At 63.0% G+C, this 23456-nt stretch carries 25 protein-coding genes; 9 read left to right on the forward strand and 16 right to left on the reverse strand.

Annotation, left to right across the window (positions count from 1 at the left end):
- Nucleotides 1-32 precede the first annotated feature (32 nt).
- Nucleotides 33-428, forward strand: coding sequence for a low affinity iron permease family protein (locus M2375_RS19930; protein ID WP_310473191.1), 396 nt, complete (start codon nt 33-35; stop codon nt 426-428).
- A 45-nt stretch (nt 429-473) separates the two neighbouring features.
- On the opposite strand, the gene ykgO is transcribed toward M2375_RS19930, so the two are convergent.
- Together ykgO and M2375_RS19940 are read right to left on the reverse strand one after the other, a co-directional pair.
- Nucleotides 474-623, reverse strand: a complete 150-nt coding sequence (gene ykgO, locus M2375_RS19935; RefSeq protein ID WP_116925897.1) for a type B 50S ribosomal protein L36 — start codon at nt 621-623, stop codon at nt 474-476.
- 108 nt (nt 624-731) lie between these two features.
- On the reverse strand, nt 732-1796 hold the full coding sequence (locus M2375_RS19940; RefSeq protein ID WP_259169822.1) for an SDR family oxidoreductase: 1065 nt from the start codon (nt 1794-1796) through the stop codon (nt 732-734).
- A gap of 182 nt (nt 1797-1978) precedes the next feature.
- Here M2375_RS19940 and M2375_RS19945 point away from each other — a divergent pair, with 182 nt between their 5' ends.
- On the forward strand, nt 1979-2128 hold the full coding sequence (locus M2375_RS19945; protein WP_259169823.1) for a hypothetical protein: 150 nt from the start codon (nt 1979-1981) through the stop codon (nt 2126-2128).
- A gap of 54 nt (nt 2129-2182) precedes the next feature.
- Here M2375_RS19945 and M2375_RS19950 read toward each other — a convergent pair whose 3' ends face one another.
- Entirely contained in the window at nt 2183-2503 is a 321-nt protein-coding gene (locus tag M2375_RS19950) for a plasmid stabilization protein (protein ID WP_259169824.1), read from the reverse strand.
- A 51-nt stretch (nt 2504-2554) separates the two neighbouring features.
- On the reverse strand, nt 2555-2683 hold the full coding sequence (locus M2375_RS19955; RefSeq protein WP_259169828.1) for a hypothetical protein: 129 nt from the start codon (nt 2681-2683) through the stop codon (nt 2555-2557).
- A 216-nt stretch (nt 2684-2899) separates the two neighbouring features.
- Here M2375_RS19955 and M2375_RS19960 point away from each other — a divergent pair, with 216 nt between their 5' ends.
- A complete protein-coding gene (locus M2375_RS19960; RefSeq protein WP_259169829.1) occupies nt 2900-3115 on the forward strand; it encodes a hypothetical protein in 216 nt (71 codons plus the stop codon).
- Between the two features lie 46 nt (nt 3116-3161).
- On the opposite strand, the gene M2375_RS19965 is transcribed toward M2375_RS19960, so the two are convergent.
- Nucleotides 3162-3842: a hypothetical protein gene (locus M2375_RS19965; protein ID WP_259169830.1), complete on the reverse strand. Its 681-nt coding sequence runs from the start codon at nt 3840-3842 to the stop codon at nt 3162-3164.
- Nucleotides 3839-4882: an MlaD family protein gene (locus tag M2375_RS19970; RefSeq protein WP_259169831.1), complete on the reverse strand. Its 1044-nt coding sequence runs from the start codon at nt 4880-4882 to the stop codon at nt 3839-3841. The genes M2375_RS19965 and M2375_RS19970 overlap by 4 nt, the downstream gene beginning before the upstream one ends.
- A 170-nt stretch (nt 4883-5052) precedes the next feature.
- Here M2375_RS19970 and imuA point away from each other — a divergent pair, with 170 nt between their 5' ends.
- Genes imuA through M2375_RS19985 form a run of 3 tightly spaced genes read left to right on the forward strand, consistent with a single transcriptional unit; the run spans nt 5053 to nt 10426 of the window.
- A complete protein-coding gene (gene imuA / locus M2375_RS19975; RefSeq protein ID WP_259169835.1) occupies nt 5053-5874 on the forward strand; it encodes a translesion DNA synthesis-associated protein ImuA in 822 nt (273 codons plus the stop codon).
- On the forward strand, nt 5792-7273 hold the full coding sequence (locus M2375_RS19980) for a DNA polymerase Y family protein (RefSeq protein WP_259169837.1): 1482 nt from the start codon (nt 5792-5794) through the stop codon (nt 7271-7273). Before imuA ends, M2375_RS19980 begins: the two co-directional genes overlap by 83 nt.
- Before the next feature lie 24 nt (nt 7274-7297).
- A complete protein-coding gene (locus tag M2375_RS19985) occupies nt 7298-10426 on the forward strand; it encodes an error-prone DNA polymerase (protein ID WP_259169839.1) in 3129 nt (1042 codons plus the stop codon).
- Nucleotides 10427-10980: 554 nt separating this feature from the next.
- Here the strand turns inward: M2375_RS19985 and M2375_RS19990 are convergent.
- From M2375_RS19990 to M2375_RS20005, 4 genes are all read right to left on the reverse strand, one after another.
- Nucleotides 10981-11541: a GIY-YIG nuclease family protein gene (locus M2375_RS19990; protein WP_259169841.1), complete on the reverse strand. Its 561-nt coding sequence runs from the start codon at nt 11539-11541 to the stop codon at nt 10981-10983.
- 126 nt (nt 11542-11667) lie between these two features.
- Entirely contained in the window at nt 11668-12927 is a 1260-nt protein-coding gene (locus M2375_RS19995) for an MFS transporter (protein WP_259169844.1), read from the reverse strand.
- Nucleotides 12928-13075: 148 nt separating this feature from the next.
- A complete protein-coding gene (locus tag M2375_RS20000) occupies nt 13076-13480 on the reverse strand; it encodes a DUF4440 domain-containing protein (protein WP_259169846.1) in 405 nt (134 codons plus the stop codon).
- On the reverse strand, nt 13473-14828 hold the full coding sequence (locus tag M2375_RS20005) for an MFS transporter (protein WP_259169847.1): 1356 nt from the start codon (nt 14826-14828) through the stop codon (nt 13473-13475). Before M2375_RS20005 ends, M2375_RS20000 begins: the two co-directional genes overlap by 8 nt.
- Nucleotides 14829-14917: 89 nt before the next feature.
- Between M2375_RS20005 and M2375_RS20010 the strand changes: the two genes are divergently transcribed.
- The gene (locus M2375_RS20010; protein WP_259169848.1) at nt 14918-15874 is read left to right on the forward strand and encodes a LysR family transcriptional regulator; all 957 of its coding nucleotides are present in this window, start codon (nt 14918-14920) and stop codon (nt 15872-15874) included.
- Nucleotides 15875-16017: 143 nt separating this feature from the next.
- Here the strand turns inward: M2375_RS20010 and M2375_RS20015 are convergent, their stop codons facing one another.
- Entirely contained in the window at nt 16018-18411 is a 2394-nt protein-coding gene (locus M2375_RS20015; RefSeq protein WP_259169851.1) for a TonB-dependent siderophore receptor, read from the reverse strand.
- 409 nt (nt 18412-18820) lie between these two features.
- Between M2375_RS20015 and M2375_RS20020 the strand changes: the two genes are divergently transcribed.
- The gene (locus tag M2375_RS20020; RefSeq protein WP_259169852.1) at nt 18821-19183 is read left to right on the forward strand and encodes a VOC family protein; all 363 of its coding nucleotides are present in this window, start codon (nt 18821-18823) and stop codon (nt 19181-19183) included.
- A gap of 86 nt (nt 19184-19269) precedes the next feature.
- On the opposite strand, the gene arsH is transcribed toward M2375_RS20020, so the two are convergent.
- Genes arsH through M2375_RS20040 form a run of 4 tightly spaced genes read right to left on the reverse strand, consistent with a single transcriptional unit; the run spans nt 19270 to nt 21893 of the window.
- Nucleotides 19270-19986: an arsenical resistance protein ArsH gene (arsH, locus tag M2375_RS20025; RefSeq protein WP_259169853.1), complete on the reverse strand. Its 717-nt coding sequence runs from the start codon at nt 19984-19986 to the stop codon at nt 19270-19272.
- Nucleotides 19986-21032, reverse strand: a complete 1047-nt coding sequence (gene arsB, locus M2375_RS20030; RefSeq protein ID WP_259169854.1) for an ACR3 family arsenite efflux transporter — start codon at nt 21030-21032, stop codon at nt 19986-19988. The genes arsH and arsB overlap by 1 nt, the downstream gene beginning before the upstream one ends.
- A gap of 22 nt (nt 21033-21054) precedes the next feature.
- Complete coding sequence (locus tag M2375_RS20035; protein WP_259169855.1) at nt 21055-21552, reverse strand: arsenate reductase ArsC; 498 nt, start codon at nt 21550-21552, stop codon at nt 21055-21057.
- Nucleotides 21553-21554: 2 nt separating this feature from the next.
- Nucleotides 21555-21893 carry a helix-turn-helix transcriptional regulator gene (locus tag M2375_RS20040; RefSeq protein WP_259169857.1) on the reverse strand — a complete coding sequence of 113 codons (339 nt, stop codon included), beginning with the start codon at nt 21891-21893 and terminating at the stop codon, nt 21555-21557.
- An 85-nt stretch (nt 21894-21978) separates the two neighbouring features.
- On the opposite strand from M2375_RS20040, the gene M2375_RS20045 reads away from it, so the two are divergent.
- Nucleotides 21979-22305, forward strand: coding sequence for a hypothetical protein (locus tag M2375_RS20045; RefSeq protein ID WP_259169858.1), 327 nt, complete (start codon nt 21979-21981; stop codon nt 22303-22305).
- Nucleotides 22306-22475: 170 nt separating this feature from the next.
- On the opposite strand, the gene M2375_RS20050 is transcribed toward M2375_RS20045, so the two are convergent.
- The coding region (locus M2375_RS20050; protein WP_259169859.1) for an SDR family oxidoreductase at nt 22476-23456 on the reverse strand (981 nt) is incomplete at its 5' end.

Consider the following 23456-nt stretch of genomic DNA (forward strand, 5'->3'; position numbering starts at 1 on the left):
TGGACTCTCGCGCTGACCGAAGGAGTCCCCCCGTGAAGACCAAGCACTCTGCATTCAACAAAATTGCCCGTTCGGTGGCCAAGTTCAGTGGCCGTCCCATTTGCTTTGTCGTGGCCGCCGTGGTGATTTTGCTGTGGGCCCTCAGCGGCCCCTTCTTCCACTTCAACGACACCTGGCAGCTGGTCATCAATACCGGCACCACCATCGTCACCTTCTTGATGGTGTTCCTGATCCAGTCCACCCAGAACAGCGACACCGAGGCCATGCAGATCAAGCTCGATGAGCTGATCCGTGCCATCGAGCCAGCCCGCAATCGCATGCTCTCGCTCGAACAGCTGGATGAAGAAGAGCTGGACGTGCTGCGCAAGGAATTCGACATTCTGGCCGAGAAGGCCCGCCAGGAAGAGGACGACAACACAGCCCGCTGACCCTCCGTCAAGCCTGCACAGGCAAGCGCAGGCGCACCGCCCATGTCAGCGCTTGTGTTTGTTTTTAGCCCCACCCTGGCGCGCCTTGAAGCGCGGATTGGACTTGCAGATCACATAGATGCGACCCCGGCGTTTGACCACCTGGCAATCACGGTGGCGCTTTTTGGCTTCTTTGAGCGAGGACAGGACTTGCATGCAGAGCTTCTCCAAAACAGGAACAGAAGCAAAAATGATAATGCATTCTCATTATCATTTCAAGCACCCCGGCACTGACCCATGCAGAGCCCCCATCCCGAAGCCCGTTCAGGACTCGCCCACGCTCCCCGTCACCGGCAACACAATGCCGGAGATATAGCTGGAGCAGACCTGGGAAGCCAGAAACACATAGGCCGGGGCCAGTTCCTCGGGCTGGGCGGGCCGGCCCATCTGGGTGTCGGCACCAAACTGGCGCAGGTCCTCGCCGCTTTTGTCGGCAGGGTTCAGCGGAGTCCACACCGGGCCCGGGGCGACGGCGTTCACCCGTATGCCGCGTTCCATCAGGTTCTGGGCCAGCGCCTTGGTAAAGGCATGGATGGCGCCCTTGGTGGCAGAGTAATCGAGCAACTGTTTGCTGCCGCGCAGGCCGGTGACCGAGCCGGTGTTCACAATCGCATCGCCGCGCTGCAGATAGGGGATGGCGGCCTTGACCATGTGGAAGTAGCCAAAGATATTGGTGCGAAAGGTCTCGTCCAGCCGCTCGGTGTTCAGGTCCTCAATATCGGCCGCATGCTGCTGGAACGCGGCATTGTTGACCAGCACATTGAGCGCACCAAACTTCTTGAGCACCTGCTTGACGGCCTTCTCGCAAAACTGCGGATCCTGCACATTGCCGGATATCGCCAGGCTCTGCCGGCCCTCGTCTTCAATCAGGCGGCAGGTCTGCTTGGCATCGTCATGCTCATTCAAGTACAGGATCGCCACATTGGCACCTTCGCGCGCAAACAGCACCGCCACCGCGCGGCCAATGCCCGAATCGCCACCGGTGATGACCGCTGTCTTGCCCTCCAGCTTGCCGCTGCCCTGGTAGTTTTCTGCCAGGTACAGCGGCTGCAGATCAAGGGCTTTCTCCTGCCCGGGCTTGGCCAGCTTTTTGGCGGGCATCGGCGGTGTGGGCACGGCATGGCCCGGCCCCGGTGCCGTCTTTTTGCGGCTTTTTTCGTCTTGGCTGCCTTTGGTTTTTTTGGGCGCCTTGGCCGCCTTGTCCCGGGCATCGTTTTTGGTTTGCTGCTGCTGAATGCGCTGCTGCGCAGCCACCACCTCGTCTACCGACCGCTTGTCGGCCCTAGGCTGCGTAGATGGCTTTTTGGTTTTGCGGGGGGATGGACTCATGCTGGCACTCCTTGGATATTGAACATTGAAAACGAAACAACCTGGCGCCATCGACAGGGCGCCATGGCAAACCGCTGCCACACCGTGCATGGCCGACCTACATGCGCTTACCCGCTGACAAGCTTGTCCGACATACGGGCGCTGCGCGGCGCAGTAAAAACAAAGGCAGAAAGGAGGCTGTCATGCCCACCCCCACCACGCCCCCCGAGCCACCGGTGGCACCACCGCCGCCAGATCTGCCCAAGCCCGAGCCCATCGATCCGCCCGACAGCACCTTGCCGATTGAGGAGCCAGGCAACGAACCGCCGGTCAAAGACCCAGAGCCGGTATAGGCAGTCACGCCAACAGGCCAGCACACCGCGAGGTGGCTGGCCTGTTCTGCATCCCTACTTCTTCTTGGCAGCTGCATTGCGTTTGCGGGTAGCGGCAGCCTTTTTGGCCGATGCTGAGCGCGCCTCGGGGCTGCGGCTGGCAGCCGCCTTTTTGGCCGCTGCCGAGCGCAAGGCTGACAGCCGCGACCCCGGCCCTGTCGCCTTGCCACGGCCCGATCCCGAGAGCTTGCCGCCACCGGTTTCCTTGTTCACCGTGGCCCAGGCGCGCGCAGCGGCCTCGTCTTCCGACACGCCCTTTTTCTCGTAGCTTTTCTCGATATGGCGGGCCATGCGTTTTTGCTTATCGGTATAAGCGGACTTGTCTCCTTGGGGCATCACAGAACTCCTTGGGCTGGTGCGAATGGATGGGGTGTGTAGGTCTGGGCTTTACTGCGAGGGATCGCCATCAGCAGGCGGCCCGCCGCCGCCGGGCTGCGGCTTTTTGGGGGTGGTGGGTACGGGTTTTTGCGCCTGGGGCAACGCAAACGCCATCGGCATGGACTGCATCGTGTGCATGGCATCCTCCTGAAACGGGTTGGAGCTTTCAGCGTAGCGCTGCCGACAAGCCCACCATGTGGGAGAAATGCTTTGCTGTACCTTGTTCCGCTTCACACATGGCGTAACGGCGATGCACGTACCCCCGCGCGCTACCGAGGCCTACACACGGCTGTGTCATCGCTTGCCACACTGGGCTTTTGCAGGCGCGGCCCATGCCGCAGCAGGAGAACGACCATGCCCCAGCCCTATGAACCCAGCCATTCGCCGCAGCCTCCCATTCCAGGCCAGCCGCAGCCGGCACCCTATGAGCCCAGCCCCCTGCACCCCTACCCCGGCAACCCGCAGCACCCCTACCCGAGCGAGCCGGTGCACCCTTACCCCGGCAACCCCGAGCACCCCTACCCGGGCACGCAGCCAGAGCCGGCGCCCGATACGACGACCGGCCAGTGAATCTGCGTAGCGGGAGGTCAACGCCGCTCTTGCAGCGGCAGCGGGTTTATTTCTGCGTGGCCTGCAACAGGTCCAACCGGCGTTGCACCTGGTCGGCCAGCCCCGTATCACCCAGCGCCCGGGCCAAGCGCTGCTGGTTGATCAACCAGGCCATCACCGCCCGGCGCCAGCCCTGGGCAGAGGCGGTATCCACCGCCTGCGTGACCACGGCCATGGGCACCGGCCCGCGCACCGCCAGCACCCCGGCCGCAACCAGGCGCGAGAGCGGATCTTCTATCGCAGCCAGCGCAGCGGCCGCCTGCTCGGGCGCCAGGGGCGTCACCGCTTGCTGGGCCTTGGGCAGCAGGGCCACATCGCCCGCCGCCAGTTGCCCACGCAGATAGCGGGCATAGGCCTGTTCATCGGCCGCAGCATCCTGCGCCACCGCATCAAAACCAAGGCAAGGCGCAGCATCGAGCGCCGCCACCTGCGCGGCGCAGCGCGCCAGCTCCAGCCGGGCCAGCAAATCAGGCCGTGCCGTGCGGCTGACCTCATCGCGCGCACGCCGCCATTCGGCATCCGCCACCCGGCTGTTGCCGGACAGGTAGGCATCGGTGGCACGCTCGGCAGCGCCTTGTTCGTTGATGGCCCAGTCGGGCGCCTTTTTGCCGCTGGCGCAGCCGCCCAGTACAGTGGCGACCAGCAGCGCTGCGGCCCAGCGGGTGGTGATGGCAATAGAGGCGGTCATGGCAGTCGCACCTCGGCATCCTTTTTGGCAAACGGCCATTTGCGGTTCAGCTCGGTCAGCATGCCTTCTACCTTGCGCAGATTGGCCTCCACATCGGCACGCAAATCGCCCAGCTGGTTCGTGGCGTCCTTGGCATTGGCGCCCACGGCCTGGGCCTCCACCAGTACGGCATCCACCTTTTTCAGGCTGCCGCGCACATCACCCAGCACGGCATTGAGCTGCTGCACCGTGGCCCGCACCTCGGGCATCACGCCATCGGCACCAAACACCTGTTTGTCGGCATTCTTGGCCAGGCCATCCAGGCGCGCCAGCAGCTGGTTGGTGCGGTCCAGGGTCTGCGATATCTTGCGGGCCTCGGCGTCACCACCCATCACCACGCCCAGCGCGCCGCTGGGGCCGTTGAGCTTGGTGCTCAGGTCGCGCAGCTGCTCCAAGGTGTTGCCCAGCGCCGAGCCGGCCGAGGTCATCATGTTCAGGTTCTCCAGCAGCTGGCGGGCATTGCTCATCAGTTGCGGCAGCTCGGCCGTGGCATCGCCCGACAGCACCGCGCGCACAGCGCCATTTTCGAGCTGCGGGTCACTCAAGATGCCCGAGTAGGCCTTGATTGTCGTGCCGCCCACCAGGCCCTTGACCAGGGTGAACACGCTGCTGCTGCGCAGCCAGTGCGCATCTTTTTCGGGCACGTTCACATGGATGCGCACCGTGCCATCGGGGGCCAGCTCAATCTTGCTGACCTTGCCGATCGCAAAGCCGGAGAAGGTCATGTCCAGGCCGATGGACACGCCCTCGGAGTCATCGGCCGTCAGAATCAGCGACTGCTTGGGCTCAAACACGCCGCGCGCATACATCAGATAAAAGGCCGAGCCCAGGATCAGCAGCAAGGTAAACAGCAGCAACGCCCCGGCCTTGCGCTCCAAGTGGGGCACCGGCGTCAGGCCGTCCACCGCCACGCCATCTACCACGGCCGAACGCCGCGCAGAGGCGGCAGAAGACGGTGGCGCGGGGCGGTCAGCAGAGTCGTGGGGTTCGGGTATTTGCATGTACCGCGATCTTACCCGGGCTGGCTGTCAGCATCAAAAAAAAGCTGCAGTGGCTTGTTTTCAAAGGCAGACACGCACGGAGGGGCCCGCTCGCCCCGTGCGGGCCCTGCCGCTGTTACACATAGCGCAGGCGCAAACTCTTATACTGTACATATATACAGTTATTTGCCATGCATAAACTCGATGCCCTGTCCCTGCCGCCCACGGTCACCGCCCAGCTCTGGCGCGGTGACCACCTGGTGCGCGCGCCGATGGCCGGCATCCCCACCGGCTGGGATGCGCTCGATGCCCAGCTGCCTGGCAAGGGCTGGCCCAGCCAGTGCCTGACCGAAGTGCTGCAGCCCCAGGCCGGTACCTTGGAATGGCGTTTGACCGGCATGGCCTTGCGCCAGCAATGCCAGCCGCACAAACCCGTCATCGCGCTGGGCCCGCCGCTGCCGCCCCATGCCAGCGGGCTGGCCCAATGCGGCCTGGCGCCGGCGCAGCTGGTGTGGATCCACAGCAGCCGCCCGCAAGACCAGCTCTGGGCGCTGGAGCAGCTGCTCAAGGCCAATGCCGCAGCGGCCGTGCTGGCCTGGCTGCCCCAGGTGCAGCCCGAGCAGATACGCCGCCTGCAGATCAGCGCCCAGCAGTTTGAAGGCCTGGTCTTTATTTTTCGGCCCGAGAGCAGCCGCCACCAGGCGTCGGCCGCACCGCTGCGGCTTTTGGTGCGCAGCAGCCAGCCCTGGTCGCTGCAGCTGGAGCTGCTCAAACGCCGGGGCCCGGCGCACAGCGGCCTGCTGGAGCTGCCCGCCATACCGCCCAGCCTGCAAGCGGTGCTGCCCGCCCGCCTGCTGCCCGGCAACGCGCCGCTCTCGCCCATCGCCCTCCCCATCTCCGCAACCACCTCCGCCATCCACTTGCCAGACCATGACACCGATCTGGGCCGCTCTGCTGCCCCACCTTCCCCGCCCAGCCGCCAGCGCGCACGCCCCGCCAGCTTGCAGCACTGAGGCCGCCAGCCCCATGCCATCGGCCAATGTGCCGGGCCTGGCGCTGTGGGCGCAGCAGTTCACGCCGCGCCTGGCCTGCGTGCCCTCGGACAGTGTGTTTGGCGATGCGCTGGTGCTGGAGCTATCCGCCAGCGAGCGCCTGTTTGGCGGGCGCCAGCAACTGGCCCGGCGCCTGCTGCGCGAGAGCCGGCAGCTGGGCGTGCAGGCCATCAGCTGGGCCCCTACCAGCCTGGCCGCCATTGCGCTAGCGCGCTGCGGCATCCGCCACGGCATGGGCCAGCCGCTGGCCCAGGTGCTGGCGCCCTTGCCCTTGCATGCGATCGATGCGGTAGCCCGCCATGCCGAGCTGCTGAGCCAGCTGGGCTGCCAAAGCCTGGGCGCCGTCCATGCGCTGCCCCGGGGCGCACTGGCCCGGCGCATGGATACCGGCATCCTCAGCGCGCTGGACCAGGCCCATGGCCTGCTGCCCGACCGCTACCCCTGGATCCACCTGCCCGCCCGCTTTGATGCCCGGCTGGAGCTGCCCATGCGCGTCGACCAAGCCGATGCGCTGATGCACGGCGCGCGCCACTTGTTGCTGCAGCTGTGCGGCTGGCTGGCGGCGCAGCGCGCGGGCGTGCGCAGCTTTCGGCTGGGCTGGTGCCACGATGCAATGCGCTCCCGCCATGTAGGCGATGGCGGCGAGTTGACGGTGCACACCGCCAGCACCACCCGCGATCTGCAGCACCTCTGCCGCCTGCTGCAAGAGCACCTGGCCCATGTGCAGCTGCAAGCCCCTGTTGGCGAGCTGCGCCTGCATGCCGATGCCCCCGAAGCGCTGCAAGAGCGCAGCGCCAGCCTGCTGCCCGACAAAACCGCCGATAGCGAAAGCCTGGAGCAGGTGCTAGAACGCATCACCGCCCGCCTGGGGGCCGACCTGGTGCAGCGCCCGCTGCTGCGGCCCGACCACCGCCCCGAATGGCAGGTGCAGTGGCTGCCCGCGCAGCCGGCCAGCAAGGCCAAGGCCGCCCCGCCTTCTTCACTGCCACCTCTTCCGCAACCCAGCTTTCTGCTGCCCACACCCCTGCAACTGCTGCAAGACCCCCAGAGCCAGCCGCTCTACCACGGGCCCTTGCAGCTGCTGCTGGGCCCGCAGCGCATTGAAGGCGGCTGGTGGCACCGCAGCCCAGGCTTTTTGCCGGTGACCGAGCCGGCACCAGACACCCGCATCGACGAAGCGACTCCCGCCAGCGATCACAACGAAAACCCACCCGGCCCGGCCCCCATCTCCCAAACCGCCCACACCGCGCTGCGTGATTACTGGGTGGCGCACAGCCCGCATGCCGGCCTGCTGTGGATTTTTCATACCCGGCTGTCGGCCAACAGCAGCGCCTGGTTTCTGCACGGCCGCTTTGCCTGAGCAGCGCTGCATCCTCGTCAAGCCATGACCACGCGCCCTCCCCTCTCTATCCCCGACTACGCCGAGCTGTGGTGCCTGAGCAATTTCAGCTTTCTGCGCGGCGCCAGCCACCCGCATGAGCTGGTCGAGCGCGCCCAGGCCCAGGGCTACCGCGCGCTGGCCTTGACCGATGAATGCTCGCTCGCCGGCATTGTGCGCGCCCATGTCGCCGCACGTGACTGCGGGTTGCCGCTGATCGTGGGCGCGCAGTTTGAGGTGCAGCCCAGCGATGCGGCCGCGCCCGCCTTCACCCTGGTGGCGCTGGCCTGCAACCTGCATGGCTATGGCAACCTCTGCGCGCTTATCACCCAGCTGCGGCGCAAGTCGCCCAAGGGCAGCTATGCGCTGGCGCAAGCGGCCGTTCAGCCCCGTGCGCTGCAAGACTGCCTGCTGCTGCTGGCTCCCAGCCGTCAGGCCAGCCCCGCACACATCCAGGCCCAGGCCCACTGGCTGCAGCAGCACTTTGCCGGCCACTGCTGGCTGGCCGTGCAACTGGACCGCAGCCTGGGCGACGAGGCCTGGCTGGCGCAGATGCGCGCGGCCGGCCGCAGCAGCGGCGCACCGCTGGTGGCAGCGGGCAATGTGCACATGCATGTGCGCTCGCGCAAGCCCGTGCAGGATGTGCTCACCGCCATCCGCCTGCGCAGCCCGCTGACCGAATGCGGCTACGCGCTGCAGCCCAATGCCGAGCTGCACCTGCGCAGCCGGCTGCGGCTGGCGCAGATGTACCCGCCCGACCTGCTCGATGCCAGCCTGGGCATCGCAGCGCGTTGCCAGTTCTCGCTGACCGAGCTGCGCTACCAGTACCCCGACGAGGTGGTGCCGCCCCAGCTCACACCAGCGGCCTATCTGCGCCAGCTCAGCTACGAAGGGGCGGCCCGCCGCTGGCCGCAAGGCACACCAGCGCCCGTGCAGGCCACCCTGGAAAAAGAGCTGGCCCTTATCTCCGAGCTGCAGTACGAGCACTACTTTTTGACCGTCTACGACATCGTGCGCTTTGCCCGCAGCAAGGACATCCTCTGCCAGGGCCGGGGCTCGGCCGCCAACTCGGCCGTCTGCTTTTGCCTGGGCATCACCGAGGTCGACCCGGACAAAACCCGGGTGCTGTTCGAGCGCTTTATCAGCAAAGAGCGCAACGAGCCGCCCGATATCGATGTCGACTTTGAGCATGCCCGGCGCGAAGAAGTCATCCAGTACCTGTACAAGAAATACGGCCTGCACCGCGCAGGCCTCACCGCCGTGGTCATCCGCTACCGGCGCAAATCCGCGATCCGCGATGTGGCCAAGGCCCTGGGCTTTGCGCCGCCCAGCATCGATCAGCTGGCACGCGACCATTCGCGCTGGGACGACGTGCTGCTGCGCACCGAAGCCCTGGCCCAGTGTGGCCTGCAGGCGGGCGACCTGGCCGTGCGCCAGCTGCAGGAGCTGGTCGAAACCCTGCGTGATTTTCCCCGCCACCTGTCCCAGCATGTGGGCGGCTTTGTGCTCACGCGTGGCCCGCTCTCGCGCATTGTGCCGATCGAGCGCGCCAGCATGGAGAACCGCACCGTCATCCAGTGGGACAAGGACGACCTCGATGCTGTTGGCCTGCTCAAGGTCGATGTGCTGGCGCTGGGCATGCTCACCGCGCTGCAAAAAATGCTGCACCTGGTGGGCGCACGCCAGGGCCGCAGCTTTGCGCTGGGCGATATCCCGCACGACGACAAACCCACTTACGACATGATCTGCGCGGCTGACACCATCGGCGTCTTCCAGATCGAGAGCCGCGCCCAGATGAGCATGCTGCCGCGCCTGCGCCCGCGAACGTTCTACGACCTGGTGATCGAAGTCGCCCTGGTGCGGCCCGGTCCCATCCAGGGCGGCATGGTCCACCCCTATCTGCGCCGCCGCCAGGGGCTGGAAGAAGTCCATTACGAAAGCGCGCTGCTACGCCCCGCCTTGGAGCGCACCCTGGGCGTGCCCATCTTCCAAGAACAGGTGATGCAGATCGCCATTGACGCGGCCGGTTTCAGCCCCGGTGAGGCCGACCAATTGCGCCGCTCCATGGCCGCCTGGCGCCGCACCGGCAACCTGCACAAGCACTACGACAAGATCATCAACGGCATGACCGGCAATGGCTACTCGCGCGCGTTTGCCGAATCTATTTTTCAGCAAATCCAGGGCTTTTCGGAATATGGCTTTCCTGAGAGCCATGCCGCCAGTTTTGCCATCCTGGTGTACTTCAGCGCCTGGATCAAATGCCACTACCCGGCCGAATTCTTGGTGGCCATGGTCAACAGCCAGCCGCTGGGTTTTTACAGCAACAGCCAGCTGGTGCAAGATGCCAAACGCCATGGCGTGCAAGTGCTGCCCGTTGATGTGATGCACAGCGACATGGACTGCACAACAGAAGCCGCCAGCGGCCCCCACCCCGCCGTGCGCCTGGGCCTACGCCTGGTCAAGCAGCTTCAGCAGGGGCAAGGCGAGCGCCTACTGCAGGCCCGCGAAACCGCTCCTTTTGTCAGCGCCCAAGACCTGGCGCGCCGCGCCCAACTGGACGCCCCCGCGATGAAATACCTGGCCGCCGCCGACGCGCTGGCCAGCCTTGAAGGCCACCGCCGCCACCAGCTCTGGCAGGCCTCGGCCCCCCTGCACCACAGCCCCTTGCTACGCGCCGCCCCCATCGACGAGGACGAGCTGCAACTGCCCGCCGCCAGCGAGCAAGAAGACATCCACTGGGACTATGGCGCGCTGGGCCTGAGCCTGCGCCGCCACCCCATGGCCCTGCTGCGCGAACGCCTGCAACACCACCGCTTCCAAACCCAAGCAGAACTGCGCGAGGCCCGCGACGGCAGCTGGGTGCGCGCCTGCGGCATCGTCACCCTGCGCCAGCAACCACCCACCGCCAAAGGCGTCGTCTTTATCACCTTGGAGGACGAAACCGGCAACCTGCAAGTCATCTGCTGGCCTCACCTGCGCAGCGCCCAGCGCGATGCCCTGCTGCACGCCCAGTTTCTGGCCGTACAAGGCCGCTGGCAGCGCAGCGGCGAGGTGGGCAACCTGATCGCGCACCAGCTGCGGGATGTGTCGGATTGGTTTGAGAGCTTGCGGATTCGGAGCCGGGATTTTCGGTGAGGGGGAGTTGGGGGTCAGTTGAATTCACAACTGCCTGAAGCCATATAGCACTGATAAGCCCGCCCCTGATAAAGAAGCAAGTGTTTGCTTACTCTATTAATATGCCTGGGGTGTGGACTTCAACAACTGAAGCTTCATCAAAACATTGTTCAGTTCCACCGCAATGTTTACAGTCAGAGGTTGTGCGGTCATGCTCTTTCCGCGTGAACTCGCGAGCGTTAGTTTTACAAATAATTCTCCTGCGTACCAGAACGATTCCAAAAAGAGAACCCACTTCTCTTTTCTTCTGCCAGTAGCGTCCTCGTTCAGTTCTGAGCGAACGATGCTGAGGTGCTTAGAAGTATTACCTGATCACGCACCAGCTACGAGATGTCTCGGACTGGTATGACAGCCTGCTGATTCAAAGTCAGGATTTCTAGTGACGGACAGATTTTCGGTGCAGTTATCACCGGCAGATTTCATGGACTGGGTGCAGCCCATGGAATGCAACAGCTTACACACCGCCTGAAGGCTTGACGCCAACGGGGAGCTAAACAGAGACGAAAACCATACTATTAGTAGGCACGAGTGATGGCGAGAAAGTGCTTTTCTGCCTCCGCCAGCGAACAGGCAAATATCTCTCTGCATTCGATGGCCTGACCATTCTTCTGATACACGATAGGCCTGCGCCATTTTTCGAGCGCGCTATGGATCTCAAATTCACATTTGCCTGCATCTTTCTGAATTCTGATGCTTCGCTTGATCTCCCAGTCATTTACATCGCCGTATGCACTGGTTTGAAGCCAAGTGACGCGGTTGTAAGGCTCGACTTCGCTGAAACCAATCTTGATAAATCCATTTCGTTCGGAGTGGGCAAGATATACATAGCCGGCGGCGGAACTCCGTAGCTGATAAGCAATTTTCGAGGTATCACATTGGATGCAATGACCTGCTTTGCTACGCAGGGTGTGCCCAGCGGCTTTACAGGGAGCTCCGCCATAGTAGAACTTATGACCACTCTCTTTCATGAGTGCTTCACGAGCAGCCTTGGAGAGATGGCCTGCATCGACCGCAAGAGAAAGAGAAATACTCTGTGATTTCAGAAAAACTAGCTGTTCGGATGTTAGCTTTGACATGTTCCCACTCCTTGTAGTTTGGTGCATCAGAAGTTTGACACAGCCCACCGATTTCAGCTGGGCCGCGTAAAGGCGGCTTAACCTTGCATTGAAGGCTTGGGACGTAACCAATAGCCTTCAAAAGGCTTAACCGACGTGAGTCCGCTCCTGCGGCAACCGCCGTAACCCCGAAAAAGGCGAGCTCACAATCACCACCACCTGCACCGCAAAGCCCGCCAGCGCCACCAGCAGGCAAGTGCCCTCTCCCCAGCCCATTCCCACCCAGCCGCCCAGAGCCGCGCCAATGGGCCGGGCGCCTGCGTTGACGGTCAGGAAGACGGAGGAGACGCGGCCCAGCATGGCATGGGGGGTGACATGCTGGCGCAAGGTGGTGGTGCTGATGGACCAGACCATGGGGCCAGAACCCAGCAGGAAAAAACACAGCGCAGCAAGGGCGGCGCTAGGCCATACCAAGGTGGCGGCCAGGCATGCCGCAGCGGCCAACCCCGCCACGGGGCCCAGTTGCACGGCCCGGCCAAAAGGCAGGGCCGCGATCAAGCGGGGGCTGGCCAGTGCGCCGGCCAGCATGCCCGCGCCATAGCAGGCCATGGTCAGGCCCACGGCATCGGCACCCATGCCCAGGTGGTGGATGGCATAGGGCACAAAGGCGGTCTGCAGCGTGAACCAGGCCAGGTTGAACACGGCGCCGGTCACCAGCAGCGGCATCAGCAAGGCGTGCTGGCGGACAAAGCGCACACCTTCCACCACCTCAGCCAACAGATGGCGCTTTGGCCGGTTGCGCTCTGGTAGGTGTTGTGGCGCGACTGTTGCTGCAGGTCGCAGCCCAAAAAGCGCGAAAACGGCCAGGCCCGACAGTGCCACGGCCAGCGCTATCGTGGGCAAACCACCCGCCCATGCGACCAGGCTGCCGGCCACGGCAGGGCCGCTGGCAAAGGCCATGCTGCGGGCCACTTCCAGCCGGGCATTGGCTTGCGCCAGTGCGGAGCGCGGCACCAGCTCGGACACCAGCCCTGGGGTTGCCACGCTGAAAGCCACGGTGCCGATGGCCCCCACAAAACTGAGCACCGCCAGCCAGCCCACCTGCAGCTGCGCGCTGTGCAAAGCCGCCAGCATCAGCAGCAGTGCGATGAGCCGCAGCAGCTCCCCCCAGAGCATCAGTTGCTGGCGTGGCATGCGATCGGCGAGTGAGCCCAGTGGCAGCGAGAGCAGCAGGAAGGGCAGCGTGCCCATCGCCGTCAGCAGACCAATGTCACCAACGCTGCTGCCCAGCACCAACACCGCCACCAGCGGCACGGTGGCCAGACTCAGCTGCTCGGCAGACTGGGCTGCCAGATTGGCAAGAGACAGGCGCACAAAGCGGGGAGACGATGGGGTGACTGGCTGCATGGCGATGGGGCTGCTGGGATGGAAAAAAGCAGTGTCGCTGACCTCCGCCTCGGCATATCTGCAGATCTTGCGCTGCAATTTCTGGCGCTTCAGGCCCAGCGGCCCTGGCCTTACCGCGTCCCCAGGGCCAATCCCAGGCTGCCTTGCATCATGGGTTCAATGCCGTCTCATGCAGGTATCGCCAGCGCACCAAGGCATCGGCGCAGTCGAGGATGGCCGTGGCCCAGCGCGCGCTGGATGTGCCGTTCAGATGGTGGGTTTCCTGGTAGCGCAGCGCGACGCTGGTGCCCGCCTGCCAGACGGGCTCCACATCGCTGACCTCAATGCGCAGTCCGGGCCGCCCGGTCGCCGCCTGGTGGAACATTGCGGCCACCTGCGGCAGCCGAACCACGGCTCCAGCGGTGGTGACCATGCTGAAGTCTTCCGCAAAGGCTGGCATCAGCTGGTCTATGGCGGCCAGCGCCGGGGTCCGCGCGTCGGCAAAAATGGTTTGAATCAGTGCGTGCACCACATGGATGCTGCGCTCGGCGGCGCGGATAGAGGCGTTAGTCATGGTGGGTTCTTTCTGTACGCAAACGGCGTAGTTGAAGCAGGGGGACCATCCCCAGCAAGGCGGCCATCGCAAATGTGAGGTGGTAGGCCTCTGGCGCCGAGTAGCGCTGGAGGAACACATGCAAGAGCATGGGCAACAGCGCAGCGCCCACGCTGAAGGCCATTTGGCGGTTGATATTCCACAGCACGCTGGCCTGGTGCGTCTGAGCGCCGTCAAAATCCATCAGCGCCGTCGTCTGGGCGGTGTTGGCACCCAGCCCGCCTCCAATGCCCATCAGTGCGTATGCAAGGATGAGGATCGGCCGGTCCTGCGTGGAATCCACGGCCGCCAGCGTTGCAATCCCCAGGCTGTGCAGCAGCATGGCGAGCATGAACAGCACCCGGGCTCCTGCGCGGTTGTACATCCGCCCGCACACGAGCATGGCGACCAAGGCACCTGCGGCATACACCACCATGAACATGCCCGTTTGCTCGGCCGACATGTGCAGGGTGTCTTGCAGATAGAAGATATTGAGCAGGTTCACCCCCGTAAAAATGCCGGGGATGGCGTAGTACACCCAGATCGACAGGGCGAGCCGGGGGCTTTTCAGCAAGCGCAAATCCACGATGGCATGGCCCACCCTGCGGGAATGCCTGGCATAGAAGCGGGCCAATAGCACGGCACCGCCCAGACAGCCCCCTGCCGCCACCCCCGCTTGGCCGGCCCCATACATGGACATGCCCAGCAAGGCACAGGTCAGCGCTGCGCTGATCAGCAGCAGGCCTTGAAAATCTGGCCGTGCCTGCGCCTGCAACGGCTGCTTGCGCACCCATAGCCATGACAACGCGGCGGCAGCCAGGGCCAGCGGAATGTTGGCGTGAAAGACCCAGCGCCAGGAGGCCTGGTCCACGATCCATCCGCCCAGGGTGGGAGACAGCGCCGGTGCCAGCAGCGCCATCGCCATGACCCAGGTCGAGATGCGGGCGCGCTGCGGGCCTTGGAACAGATTGAAGCTCATCGCCTGCCCCACCGGAATGAGCAGCCCGCCGGCCATGCCTTGCACAAAGCGCCAGCCCACCAACTGGCCAAAAGTGCTGGCCTCGCCGCATGCCCAGACCGCCCCCGCAAAGGCGAGCATGGATGCCGTCAGCAAGCTGCGGGCGCCCCAGCGGCCAGCCAGCCAGGGGCTGAGTGGAATGCTCAAGCTCAGCCCCAGGATGTAGGCGTTGGCCACCCAGGCGCTGGTGGCGCTGTCGATCTGGAACTCAGCGGCCATGCGCGGCAACGCCACTGCGGGCATGAAGATGTTGATGCAGTCGATAAAAAAGCCCATTAAAAACACGGTGGCAATGCGGTAGCGGTACGTCATCTTTGATCCCTTTGGCCCAGGATGGTAGGCATCGCTGCGCGGCCCGTCGATACCGCTATGCTTGAATCTTTGTTTGGTCAGATTGAACAATGAACCGCGTCGCCCTCGCCACACAACTCCATCGCGTGCAGACCTTTTTGGCAGTTGTGGAGCTGGGCTCCTACACCAAGGCAGCCGACTATCTATCCATCAGCAAGGCCATGGCCAGCTTGCATGTCAAGGCCTTGGAGCAAGCACTGGCGGTCACGCTACTAGTGCGCAGCACACGCCGCATCTCGCTGACCGAAGCGGGCCAGGAGTTCTATGACGAATTCAAGGCGCTGGTCGGCCAGCTGGAAAACAAGTTTGAGGCGGCCATGCACCGGCGCGAGCAGATTTCCGGCACGCTGCGCATGAGCACAACGGGCGAGTATGGCGAGCGCTACATCCTTCCGCTGATTGCACAGTTCGTGCAGCAATACCCGGAAGTCTCCATCCGCTATGACACCAACTCCTCGCTCAGCGATCTGATTGCTGAAAAGCTCGATCTGGTGGTGCGGCTGGGCAGCCTGGCCGATTCGGCCTTCAAAAGCCGCAAACTGGATGAGTACGACATCCTGCTGGTGGCCTCGCCGGCATTGCTCAACAAACATCCCGTGCAGGTGCCCGCTGATCTGGCCAGCATTCCCTGGGTTGCCAACAGCAACCTCAGCAGCCCAACGCACTGGATTCTGCGCGACCACCAGGGCACGGAAACCGAGATCAGGGGCGTGGCCGCCCACCAGTCCAACACCTCCGCCGCTATCCGCCTCATGGCGCTGTCCTCGATGGGCATCGCGGTGCTGCCGGCCTGGCTGATCGAGCAAGACCTGGAGAGCGGTGCGCTGCAGCAGGTGCTGCCTGGCTACAGGCTGCCACGCCAGTCGATCAGCGTGGTCTTTCCCAACAGCAGCCACCTGCCGCACAAGACACGCGCCTTTATCGACTTTCTCTGCAGCGGAGGCTCTGCAACACCCTCGCCCAAGGGAATGGACGCAGATCGGGATGCGCCGCACCGCGTGTTTTGAAGGCATAGCTGCAGCTGTTGCCGAGGAAGACAAGGCAGCGGATCGCCCGGGCCCGCGAAAAATGCACCACCGGCCCTTGCAGACCCGTGGTGCATACCGTCATAGCCGCAGCGTCAACGCTGCTTCGCAGCGCTTGGAACCGCTTAGAACTTGTAGTTCAAGCTCACATTCACCGTGCGTGGCTCACCCCAGGTGTAGGTGCTGTACCAGCTGAAGATGGTGTAGTACTTCTTGTCGAACAGGTTCTTCACGCTGAGCGAGGCCGACAGCTGCTTGTTGAAGTCGTAACGGGCCATGGCATCCCATACCCAGTAGTCCTGCACGGTATGGACGGCCTTGCCACCGGTCGGCACATTGATGGTGCCCCAGGTCTTGTCCTGCCAGCGGGCGCCGCCGCCCAAGGTCAAACCGCTCAGGCTACCAGCCAGCTTGTAGCTGGTGTACAGATTGAACTGGTTCGACGGCGTGAGGGTGGAGACACGCTCGCCATCCTTGCGCGCAATGTTGTGCGAGTAGCCGGCCTGGATCTGCCATGCCGGCGTGATCTGGCCAGACACCTCGGCCTCCCAGCCCTTGGTCTTCACGCCTTGGATCGCCCGGTAGGCAGGATTGCCGCTGGGGGTGATGCCGCCGCTTTCGATGGCGAAGTTGTTCTGCTGCGTCTGGAAGACGGCAGCGCTGGCGTTGAGGCGGCCACCCAGGAACGAGGCCTTGGCCCCCAGCTCATAGTTCTTGCCCTCCAAGGGGTCCAGGGTTTGGCCTAGCTCCGTCTGGTAAGACTGGGGTTTGAAGATGCCGCTGTAGCTGGCATAGACCGAGTAGTTCTGGTTCAGGTCATAGACCGCGCCCAGATAGGGTGTGAAGACATTCTTTTCTTTCTGGTCCTGCACCCGGTTTTTGTAATTGGAAAGGCGCCCGCCCGTGATGAGCTTGAGGTCATCGCGCAGGTTCCAGCGGGCCGTCGTGTAGATGCCGCTCTCATGCGTGGTTTCATCATCGGTGTAGTCGGGCTTGCTGTTCCATACCGGGGCCGGCACCTTGCCATTCCACTGGTAGTAATTGCCCACCGAGCCGTCAAAACCGCTGTTGTCGTTGAAGTAGCCATCGTTTTTCCAACGGCTTTTGGCCAGGCTGCCGCCCACCACCAGCTCATGCTGGCGCCCCAGCAGCGAGAACGGGCCACTGGCGTACAGGTCGGCCGCATCGCTGGTGGTGCGGCCAATGTACTGGCCCCGCCACATGCTCACCCCAGCGCCGGTCACCGGATCGGGGTTGCCACCCGCAGCAGCGCCCAGGTTGGCGTTGTAGCCGTTGATCTGGTGGTTGAGCTGCAGCTTGGTGACCCAGCCACTGGCAAAGTTGTGCTCCAGGGTGGCGAAGGTGGTGCGCGTGTACTGGTCCCAATGGCTCCAGTCCGCCCCGTTGTTGAACGAGCGCGGCATGGCGTTGAAATTGCCCTTGGCATCGAGCAAGGGGATACCGCCCCAGGTCGATGCCGTGGGCTTGTTGTCCTGGCGGTCGGCGCCCACGGTCAGCAGGGTTTGCGGCGTCAGGTCCACCTCGACGATGCCGTACAGCACGCCCGTCTTGCGCTCGTAGCGGTCCAGCTGCGAATGCTTGTCCTGGTAGGTCGCCACACCGCGCGCGCGGATGCTGCCGCTTTCATTGAGCGCGCCGCTGACGTCCAGCTCACCGCGGTAGTTTTGGTAGCTGCCGGCGCTCAGCGTTGCATGGCCGCTGAACTCCTTGGTGGGTTTTTTGCGCACCAGGTTGATGGTGGCGCCCGGGTCACCACTGCCGGTGAGCAGGCCGGTGGCGCCCTTGAGCACTTCCACCCGGTCATAGATCGACATATCGGTCAGCGTGTTGCCAGCAGAGTAAGCCGAGTTGCGCGTCATCGGAATACCGTCGTACTGGAAGTTCTGGATCGCAAAACCGCGTGCGTAATACTCGGTGCGCTCGCTGTCATAGGTCACGATGCTCACGCCTGGCGTGTGGTTGATGACATCGTCGATGGAGTGGAGCTGGAAATCATCCATCACCTGGCGGGTGACCACGCTGACGGACTGCGGCGTCTCGCGCGGCGTGAGCACCAGCCGTGTCGCCGTCGCAATGGCTCCGGGCGTGTAAGAGCCCGAGCCTTCGGTGATCTCGCCGAGCTGGTTGGAGCGGATCGTCACCTCCGACAAGGTCACTTCATCACTCGCGGCAGAGGACGTTGCCGGCTGCACGCTCAGCACGCCCGCATCCACCCGCCCCTGCAAGCCCGAACCCTGCAGCAAGGCCTTCAAAGCCTGCGCCACATCCTGCGCACCGTGCAGCGCTGGCGCCTGGCGGCCTTGGGCCCCTGCGGGGGCGGCGGCAAGCTTCAGGTTCGCTTGGCGGGCAAACTGCTCCAGCGCGCTGGCCAGGGGTTGCGCGGGAATGTCGAAGTTGGCGGTTTGCGCCATGGAGGCCTGCATGTGCAAGGCCAGACCCAGGCAGACAGCCGCATGTGCCAGCACGGTGCGGCGGGGCTTGAAAGTGAATGAAGACATGAAAGAAATATTCTCGTCAGATGAAAAAGCAGCCGCTTGCCAAGACAGCGCTGGTCAGGGCGCGCTGCACGCACAAAGCAAGCGATCAACGGCTCCAGAACACCCAGCGCAACCCATGCCTGATGGGGTTCTGACGCAATGGCATCGCAGCCCAGCGCCAGACATCCCCGCCCAAGCCTTGCAGCACTGGCACTGCCAAAGCCAACAGTGGCCCTGTGGAAGGCGGGATCAATGATACTTATTCAAATGAGAATCAGTCTCATACTCAATACTATTTAGTGACATTTCAGCAACAGTTTGCGCAAATAACCGGGCCCATCGATCCGGCATGCAGGCGCCAGAACCCCCATGCGCCCTGCTGCATCGTGATGCCAGCAGGCGACCGCCGCAGCGGCCATAATGGCGCGCCATGACCATTGCCCTGACCACCTTGATCATCTATGCCAAAGACATGCAGCGCACTGCGCGGTTTTATGTGGCGCACTTCGGCTATGCCAGCAACTATGCGGTGGTGGATGGGCTGATCGAGCTCAAGCCCGCCAACGGGGGCGCAGAGATCCTGGTCCACCAGGCCGCAAAAAGCCTCAAGTTTGGCTCCGCCGTGCTCAAGCTCTCATTCAGCGTGCCCGACGTCGATGAGTTCGTTTCAAACGCCGCCACGGCGGGGCTCGAGGTCGGCCCGGTGCACCGGGCCAATGGCTATGCCTTTGCCAACACCAAAGACCCCGATGGCAACGCCATCAGCGTCTCCAGCCGCCAATACCGGGCTTGACAGACAAGGTGGGCAAGAAAGCCGCCCGGGCCTGAGGGGATGCAGAGCGATGCCTGGCTGCCGACCAGGAGCGGCCATTGCGCGCTTTACATCTTTGCCAAGGTCTGGGCATGCATCTTGGCCCGCTCCTCTTTGCGCTCGCTGTAGCGGTCCACCAAGTACGGGGCGATGTCTCGGGTCAGCAGGGTGAACTTCAGCAGCTCCTCCATCACGTCCACCACACGGTCGTAAAAGGCAGAGGGTTTCATGCGCCCGTCTTCCTCAAACTCCTGGTACGCCTTGGCCACCGCGCTTTGGTTGGGAATGGTGAGCAAACGCATCCAGCGCCCCAGAATGCGCAACTGGTTCACGGTGTTGAAAGACTGGGAGCCGCCACAGACCTGCATCACGGCCAGCGTCTTGCCCTGCGTGGGGCGCAGCGCCCCTTCCGACAAGGGTATCCAATCCACCTGGGTTTTCATGATGCCGCTCATGGCGCCGTGGCGCTCCGGTGAAGTCCAGACCATGCCTTCGCACCACCTCACCAGCGCACGCAGCTCCTGCACCTTGGGGTGCTCCGCTGGCGCCGTGTCAGGCTGCGGCAAGCCTGCGGGATCGTAGATACGGACTTCGGCCCCCATGCCCTCCAACAGTCTGGCGGACTCTTGGGTCAAGAGCTTGCTGTAGGAGCGCTCACGCAAGGAGCCATAAAGCATCAGGATGCGGGGCGCATGGCGCGATGCCTGTGCAGGGCGCAGTGCCTGCTGTGCCGGCGCATGAAAGCTGCTGGCGTCGAGGTGGCTGGGGAGGGATTCAGAAGACATCAGAGTTCTTGGGTAGGCGCCGCAGGCAATGCAGCTTCATACCAACGCTTGGACCGGTTGACGACAGCCACCACGGCCAGCATCAGGGGCACTTCAATCAGCACCCCCACCACCGTGGCCAGCGCGGCACCAGAATTCAGGCCAAACAAGCTGATGGCCGTGGCCACAGCCAGTTCAAAGAAGTTGCTGGCACCAATGAGGGCCGAAGGGCCAGCCACGCAATGGGCCACGCCCAGCTTTTTGTTGAGCCAATATGCCAGCCCTGCATTGAGGACGACCTGAACGAGGATGGGCACCGCCAGCAGCGCAATCACCAAGGGTTGCGCCAGGATAGATGCGCCTTGGAAAGCGAACAGCAGCACCAGCGTGGCGAGCAAGGCGAGGATGGAGACCGGCCCCATGGCCCGCATCGCTCGCTCGAATGCATCGTCGCCCCGGCTGAGCAGGTACTTGCGCAGCAGCTGGGCAATTGCCACCGGCACCAGGATGTAGAGCACCACGGAGGCCAGCAAGGTGTCCCAAGGCACGGTGATGGACGACACGCCCAGCAACAAGGCCACGATGGGCGCAAAGGCCAGCAGCATGATGGCGTCATTCAAGGCCACCTGCGACAGCGTGAAATACGGATCGCCCTTGCACAGCTGGCTCCAGACAAACACCATGGCCGTGCACGGTGCGGCTGCCAGCAAAATCAGGCCCGCCACGTAGCTATCGAGCTGCGCCGGGTCAAGCCACTGCGCGAAGACATGGCGTAAAAACAGCCAGGCCAGCAAGGCCATCGAAAACGGCTTGACGGCCCAATTGATGAACAAGGTCACCCCCATGCCCCGGGCATGGGACTTCAGCTGCGACAAGGCCGAGAAATCTATCTTGAGCAGCATGGGAATCACCATCACCCAGATCAGCAGGCCCACCGGCAGGTTCACCTGGGCCAGCTCCATCGCAGCCACCGCATGGGTCAGCCCCGGCAACCTATGGCCCAGGCCAATCCCAGCGACGATGCACAGCAGCACCCACAGCGTGAGGTAGCGCTCAAACCATCCCATGGCGGGCTTTGCCTTTGGCATCTCAGAGCCCGCCCACGCCCAGCACCCGCTGCTGCAGTGCCTGGTTATCAAGCGCATCAAACGGCAGCTGCAGCAGCTGCAGCAGCTGCAGCATGCGGTAGGCAATGGCCTGGCGCGTCAGCTCAAAACGCTGGGCTTGTTCGTCGGCAGGCGCTGCTGAGGGGTCTGGATAGCTCCAATGGGCACGGACAGGCGCACCCGGCCAGACAGGACAGGGCTGAGCGGCCGCACTGTCGCAGACGGTGATGACGGCACGCATCTCTGGCGCACCTGCCTGCGCAAACAGGTCCATATTCTTGCTGGAGAGGTAGGACACATCCACCCCGGCAGCCGTCAGCACGGCAATGGCCTGCGGGTGAACACGGCCACTTGGCGCTGCCCCCGCGCTGAAAGCCTTGGCATCCACGCCCAGCTTGCTAGCCCAGTGGTTGAACATGGCCTCGGCCAGCACACTGCGGGCAGAGTTATGGGTGCACAGCACCAGTACATGGGTGGTCATACTCAGCAGCCTTTGTCGCTGGCAGGGCAGCATAGCACTTCGGTCAGCCCGCAGCCCGCACCCGCGCAGCAGTTCTCGGTCAGGTAGCCAAGCACACCATCCATGCGCGCAAAGTCCGCCCGGTAGACCAGGTTGCGGCTCACGCGCTCCTGCGTGATCAAGCCCGCATTCACCAGTTCTTTGAGATGAAAGGACAGGGCCGTGGATGCCACCTCCAACTGCTCGGCCAACACGGACGGGGTGAGCCCTTCAGCCCCCGCCACCACGAGCGCACGAAAGACACGCAAGCGCACCTGGTGGGCCAACGCTGCCAGGGATTTGATGACATGGTCTTCATTCATATTTCAATGATAGTTGAAATATTGAAATTATGCAGATAACAAGAGCGTTCAAAGGGTTGTTATCCGCCGCAGGCCGCTAGCCAGGATGGCAGTTTGGCACCACCGGCCGTCGCTGCCCAAACTAGCCGATGTAAGAGAAAACAGCGAAATCGGCGCCATCGAGTTTGAACTGCGCCACCTCCCGCATCCCCATGCGCCTGTGTGCGCGCAGCGATGCCTCGTTGTCGGCCCGGATGAAAAGTACCCCCTCACGCCCTGGCTCCAGTCGTCGCAACTGCGCAAACATCGCGGCAGCCAGGCCCTTTCCGCAGTGCCGGTCTATAAAAGCCTTGGCTCTGTTGCCAAGAATTCGCTGCAGCAGTCCAATGGTTTGGTCTTCTTGCAGATGCTGTACTCCATAGCTAATCCATGAGGCTTAAGCCGAAGCACACTGCCATGGGACTCCAGCACCCAGCGCTGAATGGACTAAGCAAATCGTCCGGGAAACCGGGGGAAGCCCACTTGTCCTTAAGATGGATTTGATACGGAGAATAGGCGGCTCAAGTCGTGAATGTTCCCGCCTGAGCAACGGGACCAGACCTTTCAGTCACTGGAATTGAATTTATTGTCCAGTGTTTCCACCACTTCAACGCGGGCAGGATTGCGCTGCAGCTTGGCGTAGCGGTATTTGAATGCGCCTCCCGACAGTTCCACAATCTGTTGGGCGGCCCAGTCAGGGTCGAGCATGGTAGAAGTATCTTCCTGCGTGTTGTCCCAGAACGGCGTACGAGTGCCGGCAGGAGCGACAACGAGTACTTTCCCAATGGCTGAATCCCTTGCAAGCGAAGCTCCAAGCATTCCAAGGCCTGCTTTAGTTGCGGCATAAGCTGGTTCAAGCGCCCGCGGCGTGTACTGTGAACTAGAGGTCACCAGCATGATTTTTAGCGGTGTGGGGGCGAGCGGCTTTAGGCGTGCCGCAAGCAGCATCGGTGCAACAAGACCGATATAGCTCATGGTCAGCAGTGCGTCGTCATCCAGATCATCTATGGTGCTGCGCTGCAGAAACCCAGCAGAATAAACTAAGGTATGCACCCCAGGAAATACCTTTACCAAGGAATCAAGGTCTCGGGATAAATCGGTGGATGACGCGGTAATACAAAGAGGGAAAAATAGGACGTTTTCCAGATAGGGATCTTTGCGGCCCGTGACACATACTTTATGCCCTGCTTGGGAATAGTGGGTGGCAAGTGCAAGTCCGATGCCGGAGGTTCCACCAATGATCAGAATATTTTTTACCATGGGTTTTATTGCGACAGCGCGCTGAGAATTTGACATTACTGGGAGCTCTTTTAGTCTATCTGGTCCTGATAGTGGCAATGAGGCATGTCTTGGCCAACACCTCTGGTTCTTCGCCTCTTGGAAGGCCGGGCAATGGGGGTTCTCGCGGTAAGTGTGCTGTATGCGCTGGCCTGGATAATCGCCCCGGCTTGGCTTGGCTTGGCTTGGCTTGGCTTGGCTTGGCTTGGCTTGGCTTGGCTTGGCTTGGCTTGGCTTGGCTTGGCTTGGCTTGGCTTGGCTTGGCTT

This window comes from Comamonas sp. BIGb0152, assembly GCF_024809975.1.
Classification (GTDB): domain Bacteria; phylum Pseudomonadota; class Gammaproteobacteria; order Burkholderiales; family Burkholderiaceae_C; genus Comamonas.

Coding starts and splice junctions, on each gene's coding strand:
- M2375_RS19950 (WP_259169824.1), bottom strand. CDS start 2,503: ATGCCCCAAGGAGACAAGTCCGCTTATACCGATAAGCAAAAACGCATG.
- M2375_RS19945 (WP_259169823.1), top strand. CDS start 1,979: ATGCCCACCCCCACCACGCCCCCCGAGCCACCGGTGGCACCACCGCCG.
- M2375_RS19985 (WP_259169839.1), top strand. CDS start 7,298: ATGACCACGCGCCCTCCCCTCTCTATCCCCGACTACGCCGAGCTGTGG.
- M2375_RS20020 (WP_259169852.1), top strand. CDS start 18,821: ATGACCATTGCCCTGACCACCTTGATCATCTATGCCAAAGACATGCAG.
- M2375_RS19990 (WP_259169841.1), bottom strand. CDS start 11,541: ATGTCAAAGCTAACATCCGAACAGCTAGTTTTTCTGAAATCACAGAGT.
- ykgO (WP_116925897.1), bottom strand. CDS start 623: ATGCAAGTCCTGTCCTCGCTCAAAGAAGCCAAAAAGCGCCACCGTGAT.
- M2375_RS19965 (WP_259169830.1), bottom strand. CDS start 3,842: ATGACCGCCTCTATTGCCATCACCACCCGCTGGGCCGCAGCGCTGCTG.
- arsB (WP_259169854.1), bottom strand. CDS start 21,032: ATGGGATGGTTTGAGCGCTACCTCACGCTGTGGGTGCTGCTGTGCATC.
- M2375_RS20005 (WP_259169847.1), bottom strand. CDS start 14,828: ATGACGTACCGCTACCGCATTGCCACCGTGTTTTTAATGGGCTTTTTT.
- M2375_RS20010 (WP_259169848.1), top strand. CDS start 14,918: ATGAACCGCGTCGCCCTCGCCACACAACTCCATCGCGTGCAGACCTTT.
- M2375_RS20035 (WP_259169855.1), bottom strand. CDS start 21,552: ATGACCACCCATGTACTGGTGCTGTGCACCCATAACTCTGCCCGCAGT.
- M2375_RS19940 (WP_259169822.1), bottom strand. CDS start 1,796: ATGAGTCCATCCCCCCGCAAAACCAAAAAGCCATCTACGCAGCCTAGG.
- imuA (WP_259169835.1), top strand. CDS start 5,053: ATGCATAAACTCGATGCCCTGTCCCTGCCGCCCACGGTCACCGCCCAG.
- M2375_RS19980 (WP_259169837.1), top strand. CDS start 5,792: ATGACACCGATCTGGGCCGCTCTGCTGCCCCACCTTCCCCGCCCAGCC.
- M2375_RS19970 (WP_259169831.1), bottom strand. CDS start 4,882: ATGCAAATACCCGAACCCCACGACTCTGCTGACCGCCCCGCGCCACCG.
- M2375_RS20015 (WP_259169851.1), bottom strand. CDS start 18,411: ATGTCTTCATTCACTTTCAAGCCCCGCCGCACCGTGCTGGCACATGCG.
- M2375_RS19960 (WP_259169829.1), top strand. CDS start 2,900: ATGCCCCAGCCCTATGAACCCAGCCATTCGCCGCAGCCTCCCATTCCA.
- M2375_RS19995 (WP_259169844.1), bottom strand. CDS start 12,927: ATGCAGCCAGTCACCCCATCGTCTCCCCGCTTTGTGCGCCTGTCTCTT.
- M2375_RS20045 (WP_259169858.1), top strand. CDS start 21,979: ATGGCAGTTTGGCACCACCGGCCGTCGCTGCCCAAACTAGCCGATGTA.
- M2375_RS20000 (WP_259169846.1), bottom strand. CDS start 13,480: ATGACTAACGCCTCTATCCGCGCCGCCGAGCGCAGCATCCATGTGGTG.
- M2375_RS20040 (WP_259169857.1), bottom strand. CDS start 21,893: ATGAATGAAGACCATGTCATCAAATCCCTGGCAGCGTTGGCCCACCAG.
- M2375_RS19955 (WP_259169828.1), bottom strand. CDS start 2,683: ATGCACACGATGCAGTCCATGCCGATGGCGTTTGCGTTGCCCCAGGCG.
- arsH (WP_259169853.1), bottom strand. CDS start 19,986: ATGTCTTCTGAATCCCTCCCCAGCCACCTCGACGCCAGCAGCTTTCAT.